The organism is Prosthecobacter sp., assembly GCF_044222345.1.
Taxonomy (GTDB): domain Bacteria; phylum Verrucomicrobiota; class Verrucomicrobiia; order Verrucomicrobiales; family Verrucomicrobiaceae; genus Prosthecobacter.
In genome coordinates, this window is record NZ_JBGANL010000017.1 from 26,777 (window position 1) to 39,867 (window position 13,091).

Genomic DNA, 13,091 nt, shown 5'->3' on the forward strand with positions numbered 1-13,091 from the left:
CATGCCCAAGCAACCCGACCGCATTTTCAAAGTCGCCATCATAGGTGGAGGGTTCGCTGGAGTTTACTGCGCGCGAGAACTTCTTCGACTGACTGAAGATGTGGCCAACATGACCCTGGGCATCATTGCCAGCGAGAACCACATGGTTTTCCAGCCGATGCTGCCAGAAGTCGCGGGCGGGTCACTCTCGCCGCAGCATGTGGTCAATCCCATCCGCATGATCTGCCGTGGTGCGGAGGTGCTGAAAGGCGAGGTCACGCACATTGATCTGGAAAACCGTATCATCACTCTGAACGGCGGCAACTTTACACCGCAGGTCACTGTCGGGTTTGAGCACCTCATGCTTGCCCCCGGCGCCGGGGTGGACCTCAGCCGCATTCCAGGCATGAGCGAGCATGCCTACCTCATGCGCACCGTCGGCGATGCGATGAAGCTGCGCGCCGCCATCATCAGCCGTCTGGAGGAGGCCAATCTCATCACCAACCCCAAGCTGCGCAAAGAACTGCTCTCCTTCGTCATCGTCGGCGGCGGTTACTCCGGGGTGGAAACTGCCGGGCAGATCCAGGATTTGATCCAAGGTGCACGCCGCTTCTATGAAAACATCGAGCCCGATGAACCCAGCGTCACGCTCATCCACAGCGGCGACCGCTTGCTGGGAATGCTGAGCGACAGCCTCGGCACCTACACCGGCAAATGCCTCACTGAGATGGGTGTGAAGATCATCTTCAAAAGCCGCGTGCGCGCCGTCACGGCACGCACTGTGCAGCTGGGGGATGGCGTCTCTCTTTCCGCCACACTCGTGGTCTGCACGGTGGGCAATGCGCCGCATCCACAAATCAAGGCCTTGGGCGCCAGCGGCAGGCTCCCCGTCGAGAAGGGCAAGGTCGTGGTCGAAGCCACGGGACAGGTCAAAGGCCTCGCCAACGTGTGGTCGGCAGGAGATTGCGCCATGTTTCCCAAAGCGGACGGCGGCAACTGCCCCGAGACCGCGCAGTTTGCCATGCGTCAGGGGGTGCTTGTAGCCAAAAACATCGCCGCCAGCATGGTCGGACGCGCCCTGAAACCGTTTCGCTTCACCGGCCTCGGTGAACTTGCCACCATCGGCCATCGCAAGGCAGTCGCTCAGGTCTTTGGCATGCGCTTCTCCGGCATCATCGCCTGGTTCATGTGGCGCAGCATCTACCTCATGAAGCTCCCAGGCTTTGACCGCAAGCTGCGCGTCATGGCGGAGTGGACTTTCGAACTGTTCTTCCCGCGAGACATCAACCTGCTCACCCCCAGCTTCTCCTCACCCCTCGGTGAAATGCACCTCGAACCCGGGGACTCCCTCTTCCATGCCGGCGAGCCTGCCCAGTCCTTGTACGCTGTCAAAAAAGGAAACGTCAACATCACCGATGCCCAGGGCCAGATCGTCAAAGCCGCCGGACCTGGCGAGCACTTCGGCGAACGCGCTTTGCTGAGTGATGGCATCTGGCGTTTCGATGCCACTGCCACCGAATCCAGCGAACTCGTCGCCATTGATGGCCAGACCTTCAAGACCCTCGCCCAAAGCATCGGCTCGCTGGACGCCCTCTTCCGTGGCACGGCGCAGCAGTACCATCTGCCGGAGGAAATTCAGAACACGGTGGACATGATTCCAGAAGCGACACGCAAAGCCTGCGCCGCCGATGTCATGACGCGCAACATCGCCTCCCTCGATGCCAGCGTGACCGTGCAAGATGCCGTGGCGGAGTTTCAGGCCCATCCGCACAGCACCTATCCGGTGACCGCGGATGGCTGTGTCATCGGCCTGCTGCGTCGCTCCGTTGCCTATGAGTGGCTGAAAAACCACGGCCTCACCTGCGTGGACAAGTTGCAGACCCTGCCCCTGACCAAGCCCTTCTGCGTCACTGCGGACACCCCCGTGCCCGTCCTCGTCGGCACCCTGATGCGCAGCGGGGTCAGCAAGGCGGTCGTTGTCGATGAGGAGAAACGCCTCCTGGGTATGATCACCTTGTTTGATCTGCTCAAGGGCGCTGAGAACGTGTGAGGGCACCCCGCCACGCAAGGATCCCGCAAAGTCCAAAGCCAAACGCATTCAGCGTCCCATGGATCGCCCACATCTGGGGCATCGTCAGCGCGTAGTTCGGAATCAAATAGCGGATGCCAAAACTGAGCGCGAGGACCATGGCAACGACGAGCGATGCGCCTGAAATCACAAAGCCCAGGCGCGACCATATCGTGTGCTGTTTCTTCAAGCCTCGTCGGATTTGGGAAGCGGCGACGCCGAGCGCTCCCATCACCAGAATCGCCACGCCCAGCGGCTCCACGAGCTTCAACACCCCAAAGTGGGTGCAAGTGATGCCTGCGGCCACCAGCGGCACTCCAAGCAAGATCGCCACACACGAAAACCTTGTCCAGCATCCCGGATTTACCTTCGCATGCAAACCTGCCATCAACGGTAACGTGAATCCCGCATGATGGAAATGCGCGGCTGTCAGAAGAACGATCAGCGGATCAAAACCCCATGGCGTCCAGCTGGCCCGATGTGCAACGAGCCATGCAGCACCGATGGCGGGGAAGATGCGTGCGCATAAAAGCGGCAGTTCCGCAGGATCCTCCAGCGTCTCTTTTCTGCAATTTCGGATCGCTTCAAACGCCGCCACCGAACGAATCAGCAGCCATGGAATGACATAGACAGCCGAATTTGCGATGAAACTGACAGCCATCAAAAGAGCACATCCGAGTTCCACTTCTGGTCGCCATGCCTGATGGGATTCAGCATCCCAAAAACGTCTCGACAGCGGCATCAGGAACATCGCTGAAAACAACAGCAGGATCACCACCCAGTAGCTGTCTGCGGGAAGGTGCTTGAGCATCCATAGCTGCGCAGCCCATGCCAGCAGTCCGGCCAGCCATTCGTATTTGAGCCTGTTCGGCGCTTTTTTCATAGGCTGGTCATCCTCGCCTGCGAATCCCGCACAAACCGGCACTGCCACCAGCGCGCCAAAGGAAAGCCAAGCCATGCCATCCAATGGCGCGGATGTGAAAAGGCGCGAATCACATACCACACAGTGCCATCGGGTCGGTGCTCGATGATGAACTGCTCCTCGCCGCACTCCGCGTGCTCCGGCAGGGTGCCATAGACAAAGCCATGCGTGTGCGCCGAATCGCAGCGCCGTAATATCCGGCAGGGGTTCACCCACCACAGGCCGCCGATGCGCGCCACCATCGCCACAATCTGCCCGACCTTCTGGCCTTTGGCTTCCAGGCGGCTGACTTCCGCCCAAGTGGGAAACATGACCCACGCATCCAGAGCCTCGCATGCGGTCCTATAAACCTCTTCACCGCTGCCCAGCCGCACCTCATGCTCGTCGGCAATGAATCCGTCCACCAGTGGCGGCGTGTAGCTCAAAGGCTCATCTCTCCAAGAATTCAGAAGTCCTCGCAGTCGTTCGGTGGCTGGTCGTCGTAGGCTGAGCATCGTGGCAGCACGCTGCCATCTCCCTGGGCTCGAACGAAATGGAAAGCATAAAAAAGTGCGCCGCCAGTTTTCACAGCTTTCGAATCTTTTGCATGTTTCGATACTTTCGGCCATCCATCCGCATGCCCCCACCCATCCGCGCCGTGATCTTCGACTTCGACGGCCTCATCGTTGACACTGAAAGCACCGGTTATCACACCTGGAGAGAAATCTTCGACCAGCACGGCCACGAGTTGCCCGTGGAGCGCTACGCCCAGGCCGTCGGCACCGATTTCCTCACCGGCATCTACGATCCCAAGCGCGATCTCGAACAGCTTACCGGCCGTGACTTTGACTGGGATGCGGTTGAGGTGCAGCGCAAGACCCACGAAAATGAACTGCGCAAGCACCTGCAACTGCTCCCCGGTGTCGCCGACCGTCTGCAAGAAGCCGCCTCCCTTGGCCTGCTCATCGCCATCGCCAGCAGCAGCCCCCGCGTGTGGATCAACTCATGGATGGACCAGCTCGGACTGCACGATCATTTCCACCACATCTCCACCGTCGATGACACCGGCAAGGTGAAGCCCGACCCCAGCCTTTTCCTCCATGCCGCCGAAAATCTCGGTGTCGCACCCGAGGAGGCCGTCATTTTCGAAGACTCCCTCAACGGCCTCCGCGCCGCCATCGCTGCCGGCATCCGCTGCATCGTCGCCCCGGGGCCCATGACACGGCACCTGGACTTCACCGGAGCGTGGCGGCGGGTGGAATCGCTGGCGGAAGTTTCGCTGCACGAACTGATATGAGCAGGTGTGAAAGCGATTTGGGGGCGCACAGATAAAACCCAAAGCGAGGAAGAATGCGAGGCGAGGGCCATAAATCTGGTGGCATTCGACGAAGACCCCTCCTTGGTGCTGAACGCCCATGACGCCGCTCCCGCTCGCCGACCGCTATTCACGTTTCCGCGACGCCGTGTTTTCCGGCGTGGCCGAGACGCTGCCCGGTTTTGCCGAGCCCATGACGGAGATGGAACTGCAAAGCCTGTGGTTCTCCGGCTCCTTTGGTTGTGAGTTCACCACCACGGATGGCAAGGCCGTGCGCATCGCTGATTTTGGGGTCTGGAATTCTGGCGCGGGCCCGGACTTCAATGGCTGCGCCATCGTGATCGATGGTCAAACGCTGCGTGGTGACATCGAGCTCGATCCTGATGCCCGCGACTGGGAACGGCACGCGCACGGCGCCAACGAGAACTTCAACCGCGTCATCCTGCACCTCTTTCTGCACGCGCCGGAGGAGCGATTCTACACTCGTAACAGCGCGCACCACGCTGTGCCACAAGTGCTGCTGCAAGCCGGCATGCTGCCGGAAGGCATCAAGCCCAAGAGCAACCTCGCTCAAGCAAGACTGGGCCGTTGCGCCGTGCCCCTGCGCGACATGGGGTCCTCACAGGTGCAGTCCATCATCGAATCCGCCGCCCAGCATCGCCTTGAGCTCAAATCCAAGCGTCTGCACCGCAGCGTGGCCGCTCAAGGCCGCGAGCAGGCGATCTATCAGGCGCTGGCGCAGACTCTGGGCTATCGCAAAAACCAGCAGCCCTTCGCCATTCTTTCCCAGCGGCTGCCCTTGAAGAAAATCACCCAGCTCGATGCCGCCAAGCGCGAGGCCTGGCTTTTCGGCGTCTCCGGTTTCCTCGAAAGCGTGCGCAGCGACGACACCGAGCCCGCCACGCGCAACTACCTGCGCGAGCTCTGGAGCGAATGGTGGAAGCTGCGCAGCGGTGTGGAGCGCTGGCTGGACGACCGCCAGCTCCTGCGCTGGAAGCTCAACGCCATACGCCCCGGCAACCACCCGCAGCGCCGTCTTGGCGCCCTCGCCGCGATGCTGCGTTCCTGGTCGTCCATCGTCACCCCGCTTGCCGATGCCACACGCTGGAGCCAGGCCGCTTGGCGCGAGTCCCTGCTCGCCCTCACGCATGACTTCTGGGCCAGCCACTACACTCTCCTCTCAGAAACGGCGGAGCGACCCGTCGCCCTGATCGGGGAAACTCGCGTGCAGGAGATGCTCGCCAACGTCGCCTACCCGCTGCTGGTGCCGGAGCGCACCCGCCTCTGGGCCGAATACCTCGAACTCCCCGCCCTGCTGGACAATCAAAAGGTGCGCCGCGCCGTGCTGCGGCTCTTTGGTGAGGACCCGCGCAGCCGTGATTTCACCAAGAAACTGCACCAGCAGCAGGGCCTGCTGCAGATTTATGAAGACTTCTGTCTCGAAGACGGCTCCGCCTGCGCCGGCTGCCCCTTTCCGGAAAGATTGAAGGAGTGGAGCTGAAACCGACGTTTTCGCGCCCAGCCATGCGTCCGCTTCTTTTTCTCGCCCTCTCCTCGTCGTTCGCTCTCGCCGCAGATCTGCCTGATCCCGCCGTCATCACGGCGGCCATGAAGAAGGCCGTCACCTACGCCCACACCCATCTCGCACGCGAAGGCGGCTATGCCTCCTCCTATGACAAGGAAGGCAAGATCGGCGAAGTCGAGCACGCCAAATCATCCACGATCATCTCCATCCAGCCGCCGGGCACCACGACGATGGGCCTGGTGATGCTGCGCGCCTATCAGGCCACCGGCGATGACCTTTTCCTCACTGCAGCCAAAGATGCCGCCAAGGCACTGCTCAAATGCCAGCTCGCCTCCGGTGGCTGGGACAGCGACTTCGATTTCGATCCTGAGAAGGCCAAAAAATACCACCTGCGCAGCGACCTCGACGCCGGAGACAAGGAGCCCGGCAAACGCCGCAACAACACCACGCTTGACGATAACAAGACCGAGTCCGCGCTGCTCTTCCTCCTCGAAATGGTCCATGAGCCCGCCTGCAAAGACGATGCCGAATTGAAGCGCTGCACCAAGTTCGCCTTCGACGCCCTGCTCGCCGCCCAGGCCCCCATCGGCGCCTGGCCGCAGCAGTTCTCCGGCCCGGCGGACCCGACCGCTCCGGTGCTCAAAGCCAGCTATCCCGAAACATGGAGCCGCACCTTTCCCGCCATCAAATACACCAGCTTCTACACGCTGAACGATGACAACCTGCAGCAGATCGCCCGGGTGCTGTTCCGTGCCTACGATCTCGAAAAGGACGAGCGCTACCTCACCGCCCTCAAGAAACTTGGCGAGTTCTTCCTGCTGGCCCAAATGCCCGAACCGCAGCCCGTCTGGGCCCAGCAGTATGACCGCGACATGCACCCCGTCTGGGCGCGCAAATTCGAGCCACCATCCGTCACCGGCAACGAAAGCCTCGGTGCCATGGAAGTACTCCATCAGCTCTGGGTCGTCACGGGAGATGACAAATACCTCAAGCCCATCCAGCCCGCCCTCGCCTGGTTTGAACGCTCAAAACTCCCCGACGGCACCCACGCACGCTTTTACGAACTGCACACCAACAAGCCCCTCTTCTTCGTCAAGGACACCTACGTCCTGACCTATGACGACAGCAACATGCCCACGCATTACTCCTTTAAAGTCAGCCAGCAGAGCAATCTCGACAACTTCAAGAAGCAGCTCGCCAAAAGCCGCGAAGAACTTCAAACCAACCGCGCCGGTCCACAAACGCCCAAGGAATGGGCCAGCCGCGCCAAAGCTGCCAGCTCCAAAGCCAAAAAAGCCGCTGAATCTCTCGACAGCGAAGGCAGCTGGATGAAGAACGATGAAATCGATTGCGCTGAATTCGTCAAACACATGAACGCCATGACGAATTACTTGGAGGCGCGAAAGAAGAGCGGGGAGTAGCCAGCCAGATGGTTGTCACCGCCTGGCCACCACAAACGCGCTCATCACCAGTCCGATAATCACACCCGCCGCCGCGATCAGCCAGAAGTTCGTCGGCGTGTCGGCCACATCCGCCCGCACATACATGCTGAACAGGCCCGTCAGCGCGGTGAGCGGCAGAAACAGGGCCGCCATCACATTCAGGCGATGCGAGGTGTTCGCCATGATCTTCGCGCTTTGCGCCTGCGCCTCGGCCTGTTTCGCCACCGTGAAGTTCAGGCCAAACTGCGCGTCCTGCAGCAGCAGCTCCGCCGTGCGCTCCACGCTTGCCCCCTGATCTCGCAGATTGATCACGTCGCGGTCTGCTTTCACAAACTCACGCGCCTGCTGCAGTGCACGATGCAGGCCGCGCGAGCTGCGCAGCACCGGGGCGATGGCTTCCAGCACCTTGTGGTACTCGACGGCGGTCTGTGCAGCGTGCTCCTGCTTGTCCAGTTCATCCAGCCGCGCCACATAGGCTGTCAGATGGTTTTGCAGCGCCAGGCTGCCGCCGCTTTCCGGGCTGGATTTCCAGCTGCCATCCGGCTGCCGCCAGAACAACGCCGGCCGCCGGTCAAGCTCATCGGGTCCGGGCAGTTGATGAAGGATGATGAGCAGGTGCTCCTCCTCATAGATCGCACGCTGCGTCCCGGCCTCACGCCCCACCCGGTTGCGAATGGCCTCCGGGATGGTGGTCCAAAGTTTCGGAATGATTTGAATGTCTGGTTTCATGATTGGGAATATTTTTAATCCCGCCACCATGAGAGCAGACCCCGCTCGTGGAGGCGATGACAAAAAGCGGCCAAGATTTCAGGCTCCGAGAAGTCCCCTTCTTGCCCCCGCGCGAATCACGGCCTAGCTTCCGCGCTCATCCCATCATGACCCACGCCGTCCTCAGCCTCCTCAAAGAAAGCCGTCACCCCATGCGCATCGACCTTATCGGGGTCGCGGGTTCAGGCATGAGCGGGCTGGCGCTCCTGCTGCTGGGTCTCGGACACAAGGTCAGCGGTTCCGACAAGGCGACAACGGTGGAGACGGACCGCCTGCAAAAGCTCGGCCTGCAGTTCTTCCACGGCCACACGGAAAAAGAAGTCGAAGACTGCGACATGGTCATCTACTCCAGCGCCATCAAGCCCGGCAATGTGGCTTATGAAGCGGCCTACAAGCAGGGCATTCCGCTCATCCGCCGCGCCGAGGCGCTGGCCGCCGTGATGGCCAACAAGAAAGGCGTCGTCGTCTGCGGCACGCATGGCAAAACAACCACCTCCGCCCTCACCGCGCATGTGCTGCGCCAGGGCGGTCTGAAACCGAGCCACTACGTCGGTGCGGAAATCCCCATCCTTGGCTCCAACGCGCACTGGGACACCGAGGGCGAGCTCTTTGTGGCCGAAGGGGATGAAAGCGATGGCACGCTGGTCAATTTCCACCCCGAGCACGCCATCGTGCTGAACATCGAGCCTGAGCATCTCGATTTCTATGACGGCATCGAGGCCATCAAGACCGTCTTCCGCCAGGTCCTCAGCCAGACACGCACCCACTGGGTGTACTGCGCCGAAGATCCCGTGGCCAGTGAAGTCTGTGCCGGGCCCCAGGGCGTGAGCTATGGCTGGAGCCGCGACCACGATTTCTCGGCCAACATCCTCTCGATGAAGCCGGATCATTCCGAGTTCGAGGTGTATCAAAAAGATCAGCTGCTCGGCACGGCCACGCTCGGCATTCCCGGTAAGCACAACGTCAGCAACGCGCTCGCGGCCATCGCCCTCGCCACCCGATGCGGCGTCACTTTTGAGGCCATCCAGCGCGCGCTGCGCACCTTCCGGGGTGCCAAGCGCCGTTTCGAAATCCGCCACAGCGGCGAGCGATTCACTGTCGTGGACGACTACGGTCATCACCCCAGCGAGATCGCCGCCACTCTGGCCACCGCCAAAGGCCTGAACGCGAAACGCATCGTGTGCCTCTTCCAACCCCATCGCTACAGCCGCACGCAGCTCTTGAAAAAGGAGTTCGGCGCCAGCTTTGACGATGTGGATGAGCTGTTCGTGACCGACGTCTACCCCGCCAGCGAAAAGCCCCTTCCAGGCGTCAGCGGCGAGACCATTCTCGAAGAGGTGAAGCTGCAAAACGATCACACCAAGACCGGCAGCACACCCACCATGCCCATCGCGCGCGACAAGGTGGGCAACGCCCTCCGCCCAGGTGATCTGCTCATCACCCTCGGCGCAGGCAATGTGCATGAAGTCGGCCGCGGCATCGCCCGCGACCTGCCCGTGCTCGAAAAACTCTGCGCCATCTTGGACGCCAACGGCGGCGGTGTGGCACGTCTGTACGAGCCCATGAACCGCCACACGACCTGGCTCATCGGCGGCCCCGCGCAGTACTGGATCGAGCCCCGCAACGAGGCCTCCTTCGCCGAAGTGGTGCGCTACCTGCGCTCCGCCTCGATCCCCATCCGCGTCATCGGCCGTGGCTCCAACCTGCTCGTCAAAGACGGCGGCATCCGCGGCGCAGTGATTCACACCAAAGGCGACTTTGAAAACGTGACCGTGAATGGCGACCTCATCACCGCCGGAGCCGGAGCACGGCTCAAAAAGATCGCCAGCGCCGCCCGCAATGCCGGCCTGGGCGGCTTTGAATGGATGGAAGGCATCCCAGGCAATCTCGGTGGTGCCATCCGCATGAACGCCGGTGCGATGGGCTCCGAAACCTTCGACCAAATCGTCAGCGTGCGCTTCATCGACACCGACGGCAGCATCAAAGAAAAGCCCCTGGCCGAGATCACCCACCACTACCGCAGCGCGCCCGAATTTGAAGAGCGCTACGTCGTCTCCGCCGTGTTCAAAGGCACCCCTGCCCCGCAGGCCGAGATCGACACCAAGCTCGCCGCCTCCCACCAAAAACGCCGCACCTCCCAGCCCGTCGGTGCCAGCGCCGGCTGCACCTTCAAGAATCCCGAACTCTGCGGCGCAGGCAAACTCATCGACGATCTCGCCCTGAAAGGCCGCAGTGTTGGCAAGGCCGTCGTCAGCGACGTCCACGCCAATTTCATCGTCAACCAAGGCGGCGCCACCGCCCGCGAAGTCCTCGACCTCGTGGCCCAGATCAAAGACACCGCCATGCACGAACGCGGCGTCACTCTGGAGATGGAAGTGAAAGTTATCGGCGAAGACCAGCCCCTGCCTCTCTGACAACAGTCTGACAACTCAGACGCTTTTTTCAGTGTCCAATCCCTGAGAATCGGTGTTCAGTTCCCGCTTGTTCCGTCTGCGGGCGGTCTTTTGACATGCAGAAACTCGCCTTCATTCTCTTTCTCCTCGGCCTGTTCGTGACCGGACTGCTCGGCACGGAAACCCGGCTGCTCTTCTTTTGGCCGGGATGTCTGCTGCTGGGCCTGGCAGGCTTGACCGCCGTCCTGCGCTGGAAGCTGCGCGTGAGTTTTCAGCCGAGTGACTGGTGTTTGCTCACCGTGCTCATGCTCGCAGGCTACGTGGGCTGGCGGGCGTGGGTCTCACCCGTGGAGGTGTATGCGCGGGAGGATGCGGCCGTGCTGCTGGCGGGTTTCGTGGCCTACTTGTTGACGGTGACCGCCGTCAGCGACTCGAAATGGCGTCTTGCCATTGTCTCTGTTCTGCTGGTGCTGGTGGCGGGAAATCTGACCGCCGGCTGGCTGAATTTCAAAGGGCGCTGGGACTTCCATCTGGTGCCGTATTTCTCACGGTCCTTTCCTCCCGGACGCATCGGCGGCTTCTTCAACAACCCCAATCACCTCGCCGCGTTCCTGTCCTTCACGGCCTTCCTTTCGGCAGGGGTGATGCTGTTTGCGCGCATCCATATTGCCTCGCGGTTGCTGCTGGGTTTTGCCATTCTTTCGATGCTCGCAGGAGTGGCCCTCACCGCCAGCCGGGCGGCAATGCTGGGACTCGGCGTCGGCGGTGGAGTGTTTGTGCTGCTCACGCTGTGGATTGTATGGCGGACCAAGCGGTCGCTCTTCAAATGGCTGATCATCGCCCTGCTGCTGGTGGGCGGTGCTGCGGGCGGCGCGCTCTACAAGGTTAATGAGGAATCCATGGTCAGACGGCAGCTGACGAGCCCGCTGGGCGAGGACATGCGCGTGAACATCTGGCGCGCCGCGCTGGCACAAAATGCCGAGTCACCGTTGACTGGCGTGGGATCACGCATGTTTTACGAAGGCAGCATCACGCATCGGGATCCGGATTCTTCGCCGCACATGGGAGATGCGCTCTTTGCCCACAACGAATACCTGCAGACGCTGGCGGATTACGGCTGGGCCGGGCTCGCGCTGGTGCTGCTGGTGGTGCTGGCACACTTGCTGAACGGCCTGCGTTTCCTGCGCTGGTTCACCCTGGAAAAGTTTCCGGCCACCGGCATGCTCGGCAGCAATGCGCTGGCGCTCACCCTCGGCGGCATCACCGCACTGCTGGCCACTCTGGTGCAGGCGGTGTTTGAATTTCAGGGGCATATCCCGATCACGGCCCTGATCGGTGCCATCCTCCTCGGACTGCTCGCCAATCCCGGGATCGAGAGCGAAGTATTCAAAGCCCGCCGCATCCGGGGGCTGCGCTTCCTCATGAAAATCGCCATGCTCGCAGCCTCCGCCGCGCTGCTGGCTGCCGCGGCGATCTTCGGCACGGCAGATGGCTATGCGGCCTATGCCCGAGTCCAAATCCGTCGTGGCGAAACCGGGAACGCCCTGGGTCATTTCGCTCGTGCAGTGCTCCTGGACCCACGCAACGCTGTGCTGGCCTATCAGCACGGGGTGGCCTTGATGGACTCGATCCATTCCAAGATGACCAAGGATGCCTACCTCCGCACGGTGGACGCCTCGCTGAAAGAACTCACCCGGGCGACGACGCTCAATCCCTACAATTACCTCTACCAGCTCGCCCTGGCGGATGCCCTGGATGCCGCAGGCAAAAACGACGCCGCGTTTCAGGCCATCCAGCGGGCGCTGACCCTCGCCCCGCTCTACGAGGAGCCCCGCCTGGCCCTGGGCATGCACTATCACCGCATGAAACGCTATCAGGAGGCTGAATTTGCCTACCTCTGGGCCGGAAAAGCGAAGGCGCTGAACCCCGAAGGCACCACCAACTGGCTGGACAGCTACCGCGAACTCCTGCGCCAGACCGCCCTGGAGGCCGATCAGGCACGGGCCGCCCTGATCCAGCAGCAAGGACGCTGAGATGTGCATTGCCCTCACGCCGAATTCCGTTACTGTCGCACCCCTCATGGCACTCGCAAAAATCACCCAAGTTACCGGCAGCGGCGTTTACGTTCCTGGCTCGGACATCGACACTGACCGCATCATCCCGGCACGCTTCATGAAATGCGTGACCTTTGACGGACTCGGCGAATTCGCCTTTTACGACGTGCGTTTCGACAAAGACGGCAAGCCCACCGGCCACCCCCTTGACGATCCTCGCTTCAAAGGCGCCAACATCCTGCTCTCCGGCACCAATTTCGGCTGCGGCAGCTCCCGTGAGCACGCCCCCCAGGCCCTCTATCGCTTCGGCATCCGTGCCGTGATCGCCGAAAGCTTCGCGGAAATCTTCTTCGGCAACTGCACCACGCTGGGCATCCCCTGCGTGTGCGCGAGCGCTGCAGACATCCGTGTGCTGGCCAATGAGATCGAGCGCAACCCGAAGCTCGAAGTCACCATCGACGTCGCCGCCGGCAAGGTGTTCTTCGAAGACCAGGAATTCGCCATCACCCTGCCAGGGACGGCGCTCGAAGCGCTGACCACCGGCAAGTGGGACCCCATCGCCGAACTTCTTGAGAACAAGGACGCCGTGCATGCCCGCATCACGGCACTGGGTTTTGCCTGAGCTTGTCCCCTCTTCACCGCCTGA

General features: G+C 61.6%; 10 protein-coding genes. 7 read left to right on the forward strand and 3 right to left on the reverse strand.

Translation table 11 applies throughout. The features are described 5' to 3' along the window. Position 1: 1 nt before the first annotated feature. Positions 2–2,029, forward strand: a complete 2,028-nt coding sequence (locus ACILSL_RS11230) for an FAD-dependent oxidoreductase (RefSeq protein WP_395732121.1) — start codon at positions 2–4, stop codon at positions 2,027–2,029. Here the strand turns inward: ACILSL_RS11230 and ACILSL_RS11235 are convergent. Then, on the reverse strand, positions 2,007–3,005 hold the full coding sequence (locus tag ACILSL_RS11235) for a YndJ family transporter (RefSeq protein ID WP_395732122.1): 999 nt from the start codon (positions 3,003–3,005) through the stop codon (positions 2,007–2,009). The two genes, ACILSL_RS11230 and ACILSL_RS11235, sit on opposite strands and share 23 nt — an antisense overlap. Continuing rightward, on the reverse strand, positions 2,927–3,394 hold the full coding sequence (locus tag ACILSL_RS11240) for a DUF1990 family protein (protein WP_395732123.1): 468 nt from the start codon (positions 3,392–3,394) through the stop codon (positions 2,927–2,929). Before ACILSL_RS11240 ends, ACILSL_RS11235 begins: the two co-directional genes overlap by 79 nt. Positions 3,395–3,585: 191 nt before the next feature. On the opposite strand from ACILSL_RS11240, the gene ACILSL_RS11245 reads away from it, so the two are divergent. From ACILSL_RS11245 to ACILSL_RS11255, 3 genes are all read left to right on the forward strand, one after another. Next, on the forward strand, positions 3,586–4,245 hold the full coding sequence (locus tag ACILSL_RS11245; RefSeq protein WP_395732124.1) for an HAD family hydrolase: 660 nt from the start codon (positions 3,586–3,588) through the stop codon (positions 4,243–4,245). Between the two features lie 118 nt (positions 4,246–4,363). Continuing rightward, complete coding sequence (locus tag ACILSL_RS11250; RefSeq protein ID WP_395732125.1) at positions 4,364–5,764, forward strand: DUF2851 family protein; 1,401 nt, start codon at positions 4,364–4,366, stop codon at positions 5,762–5,764. Positions 5,765–5,787: 23 nt separating this feature from the next. Further along, positions 5,788–7,209 (forward strand): pectate lyase, encoded by a 1,422-nt coding sequence (locus ACILSL_RS11255; protein WP_395732126.1) that lies wholly within the window; start codon positions 5,788–5,790, stop codon positions 7,207–7,209. 15 nt (positions 7,210–7,224) lie between these two features. Here the strand turns inward: ACILSL_RS11255 and ACILSL_RS11260 are convergent, their stop codons facing one another. Further along, the gene (locus ACILSL_RS11260; RefSeq protein ID WP_395732127.1) at positions 7,225–7,959 is read right to left on the reverse strand and encodes a CorA family divalent cation transporter; all 735 of its coding nucleotides are present in this window, start codon (positions 7,957–7,959) and stop codon (positions 7,225–7,227) included. A 146-nt stretch (positions 7,960–8,105) separates the two neighbouring features. Between ACILSL_RS11260 and murC the strand changes: the two genes are divergently transcribed. From murC to leuD, 3 genes are all read left to right on the forward strand, one after another. Next, positions 8,106–10,412 carry a UDP-N-acetylmuramate--L-alanine ligase gene (murC, locus tag ACILSL_RS11265; RefSeq protein ID WP_395732128.1) on the forward strand — a complete coding sequence of 769 codons (2,307 nt, stop codon included), beginning with the start codon at positions 8,106–8,108 and terminating at the stop codon, positions 10,410–10,412. 95 nt (positions 10,413–10,507) lie between these two features. After that, positions 10,508–12,424, forward strand: a complete 1,917-nt coding sequence (locus tag ACILSL_RS11270) for an O-antigen ligase family protein (RefSeq protein WP_395732129.1) — start codon at positions 10,508–10,510, stop codon at positions 12,422–12,424. A gap of 46 nt (positions 12,425–12,470) precedes the next feature. Continuing rightward, on the forward strand, positions 12,471–13,067 hold the full coding sequence (leuD, locus tag ACILSL_RS11275) for a 3-isopropylmalate dehydratase small subunit (protein WP_395732130.1): 597 nt from the start codon (positions 12,471–12,473) through the stop codon (positions 13,065–13,067). Positions 13,068–13,091 lie beyond the last annotated feature (24 nt).

Coding starts and splice junctions, on each gene's coding strand:
- ACILSL_RS11255 (WP_395732126.1), top strand. CDS start 5,788: ATGCGTCCGCTTCTTTTTCTCGCCCTCTCCTCGTCGTTCGCTCTCGCC.
- ACILSL_RS11260 (WP_395732127.1), bottom strand. CDS start 7,959: ATGAAACCAGACATTCAAATCATTCCGAAACTTTGGACCACCATCCCG.
- ACILSL_RS11245 (WP_395732124.1), top strand. CDS start 3,586: ATGCCCCCACCCATCCGCGCCGTGATCTTCGACTTCGACGGCCTCATC.
- ACILSL_RS11235 (WP_395732122.1), bottom strand. CDS start 3,005: ATGGCTTGGCTTTCCTTTGGCGCGCTGGTGGCAGTGCCGGTTTGTGCG.
- ACILSL_RS11270 (WP_395732129.1), top strand. CDS start 10,508: ATGCAGAAACTCGCCTTCATTCTCTTTCTCCTCGGCCTGTTCGTGACC.
- leuD (WP_395732130.1), top strand. CDS start 12,471: ATGGCACTCGCAAAAATCACCCAAGTTACCGGCAGCGGCGTTTACGTT.
- ACILSL_RS11230 (WP_395732121.1), top strand. CDS start 2: ATGCCCAAGCAACCCGACCGCATTTTCAAAGTCGCCATCATAGGTGGA.
- ACILSL_RS11250 (WP_395732125.1), top strand. CDS start 4,364: ATGACGCCGCTCCCGCTCGCCGACCGCTATTCACGTTTCCGCGACGCC.
- murC (WP_395732128.1), top strand. CDS start 8,106: ATGACCCACGCCGTCCTCAGCCTCCTCAAAGAAAGCCGTCACCCCATG.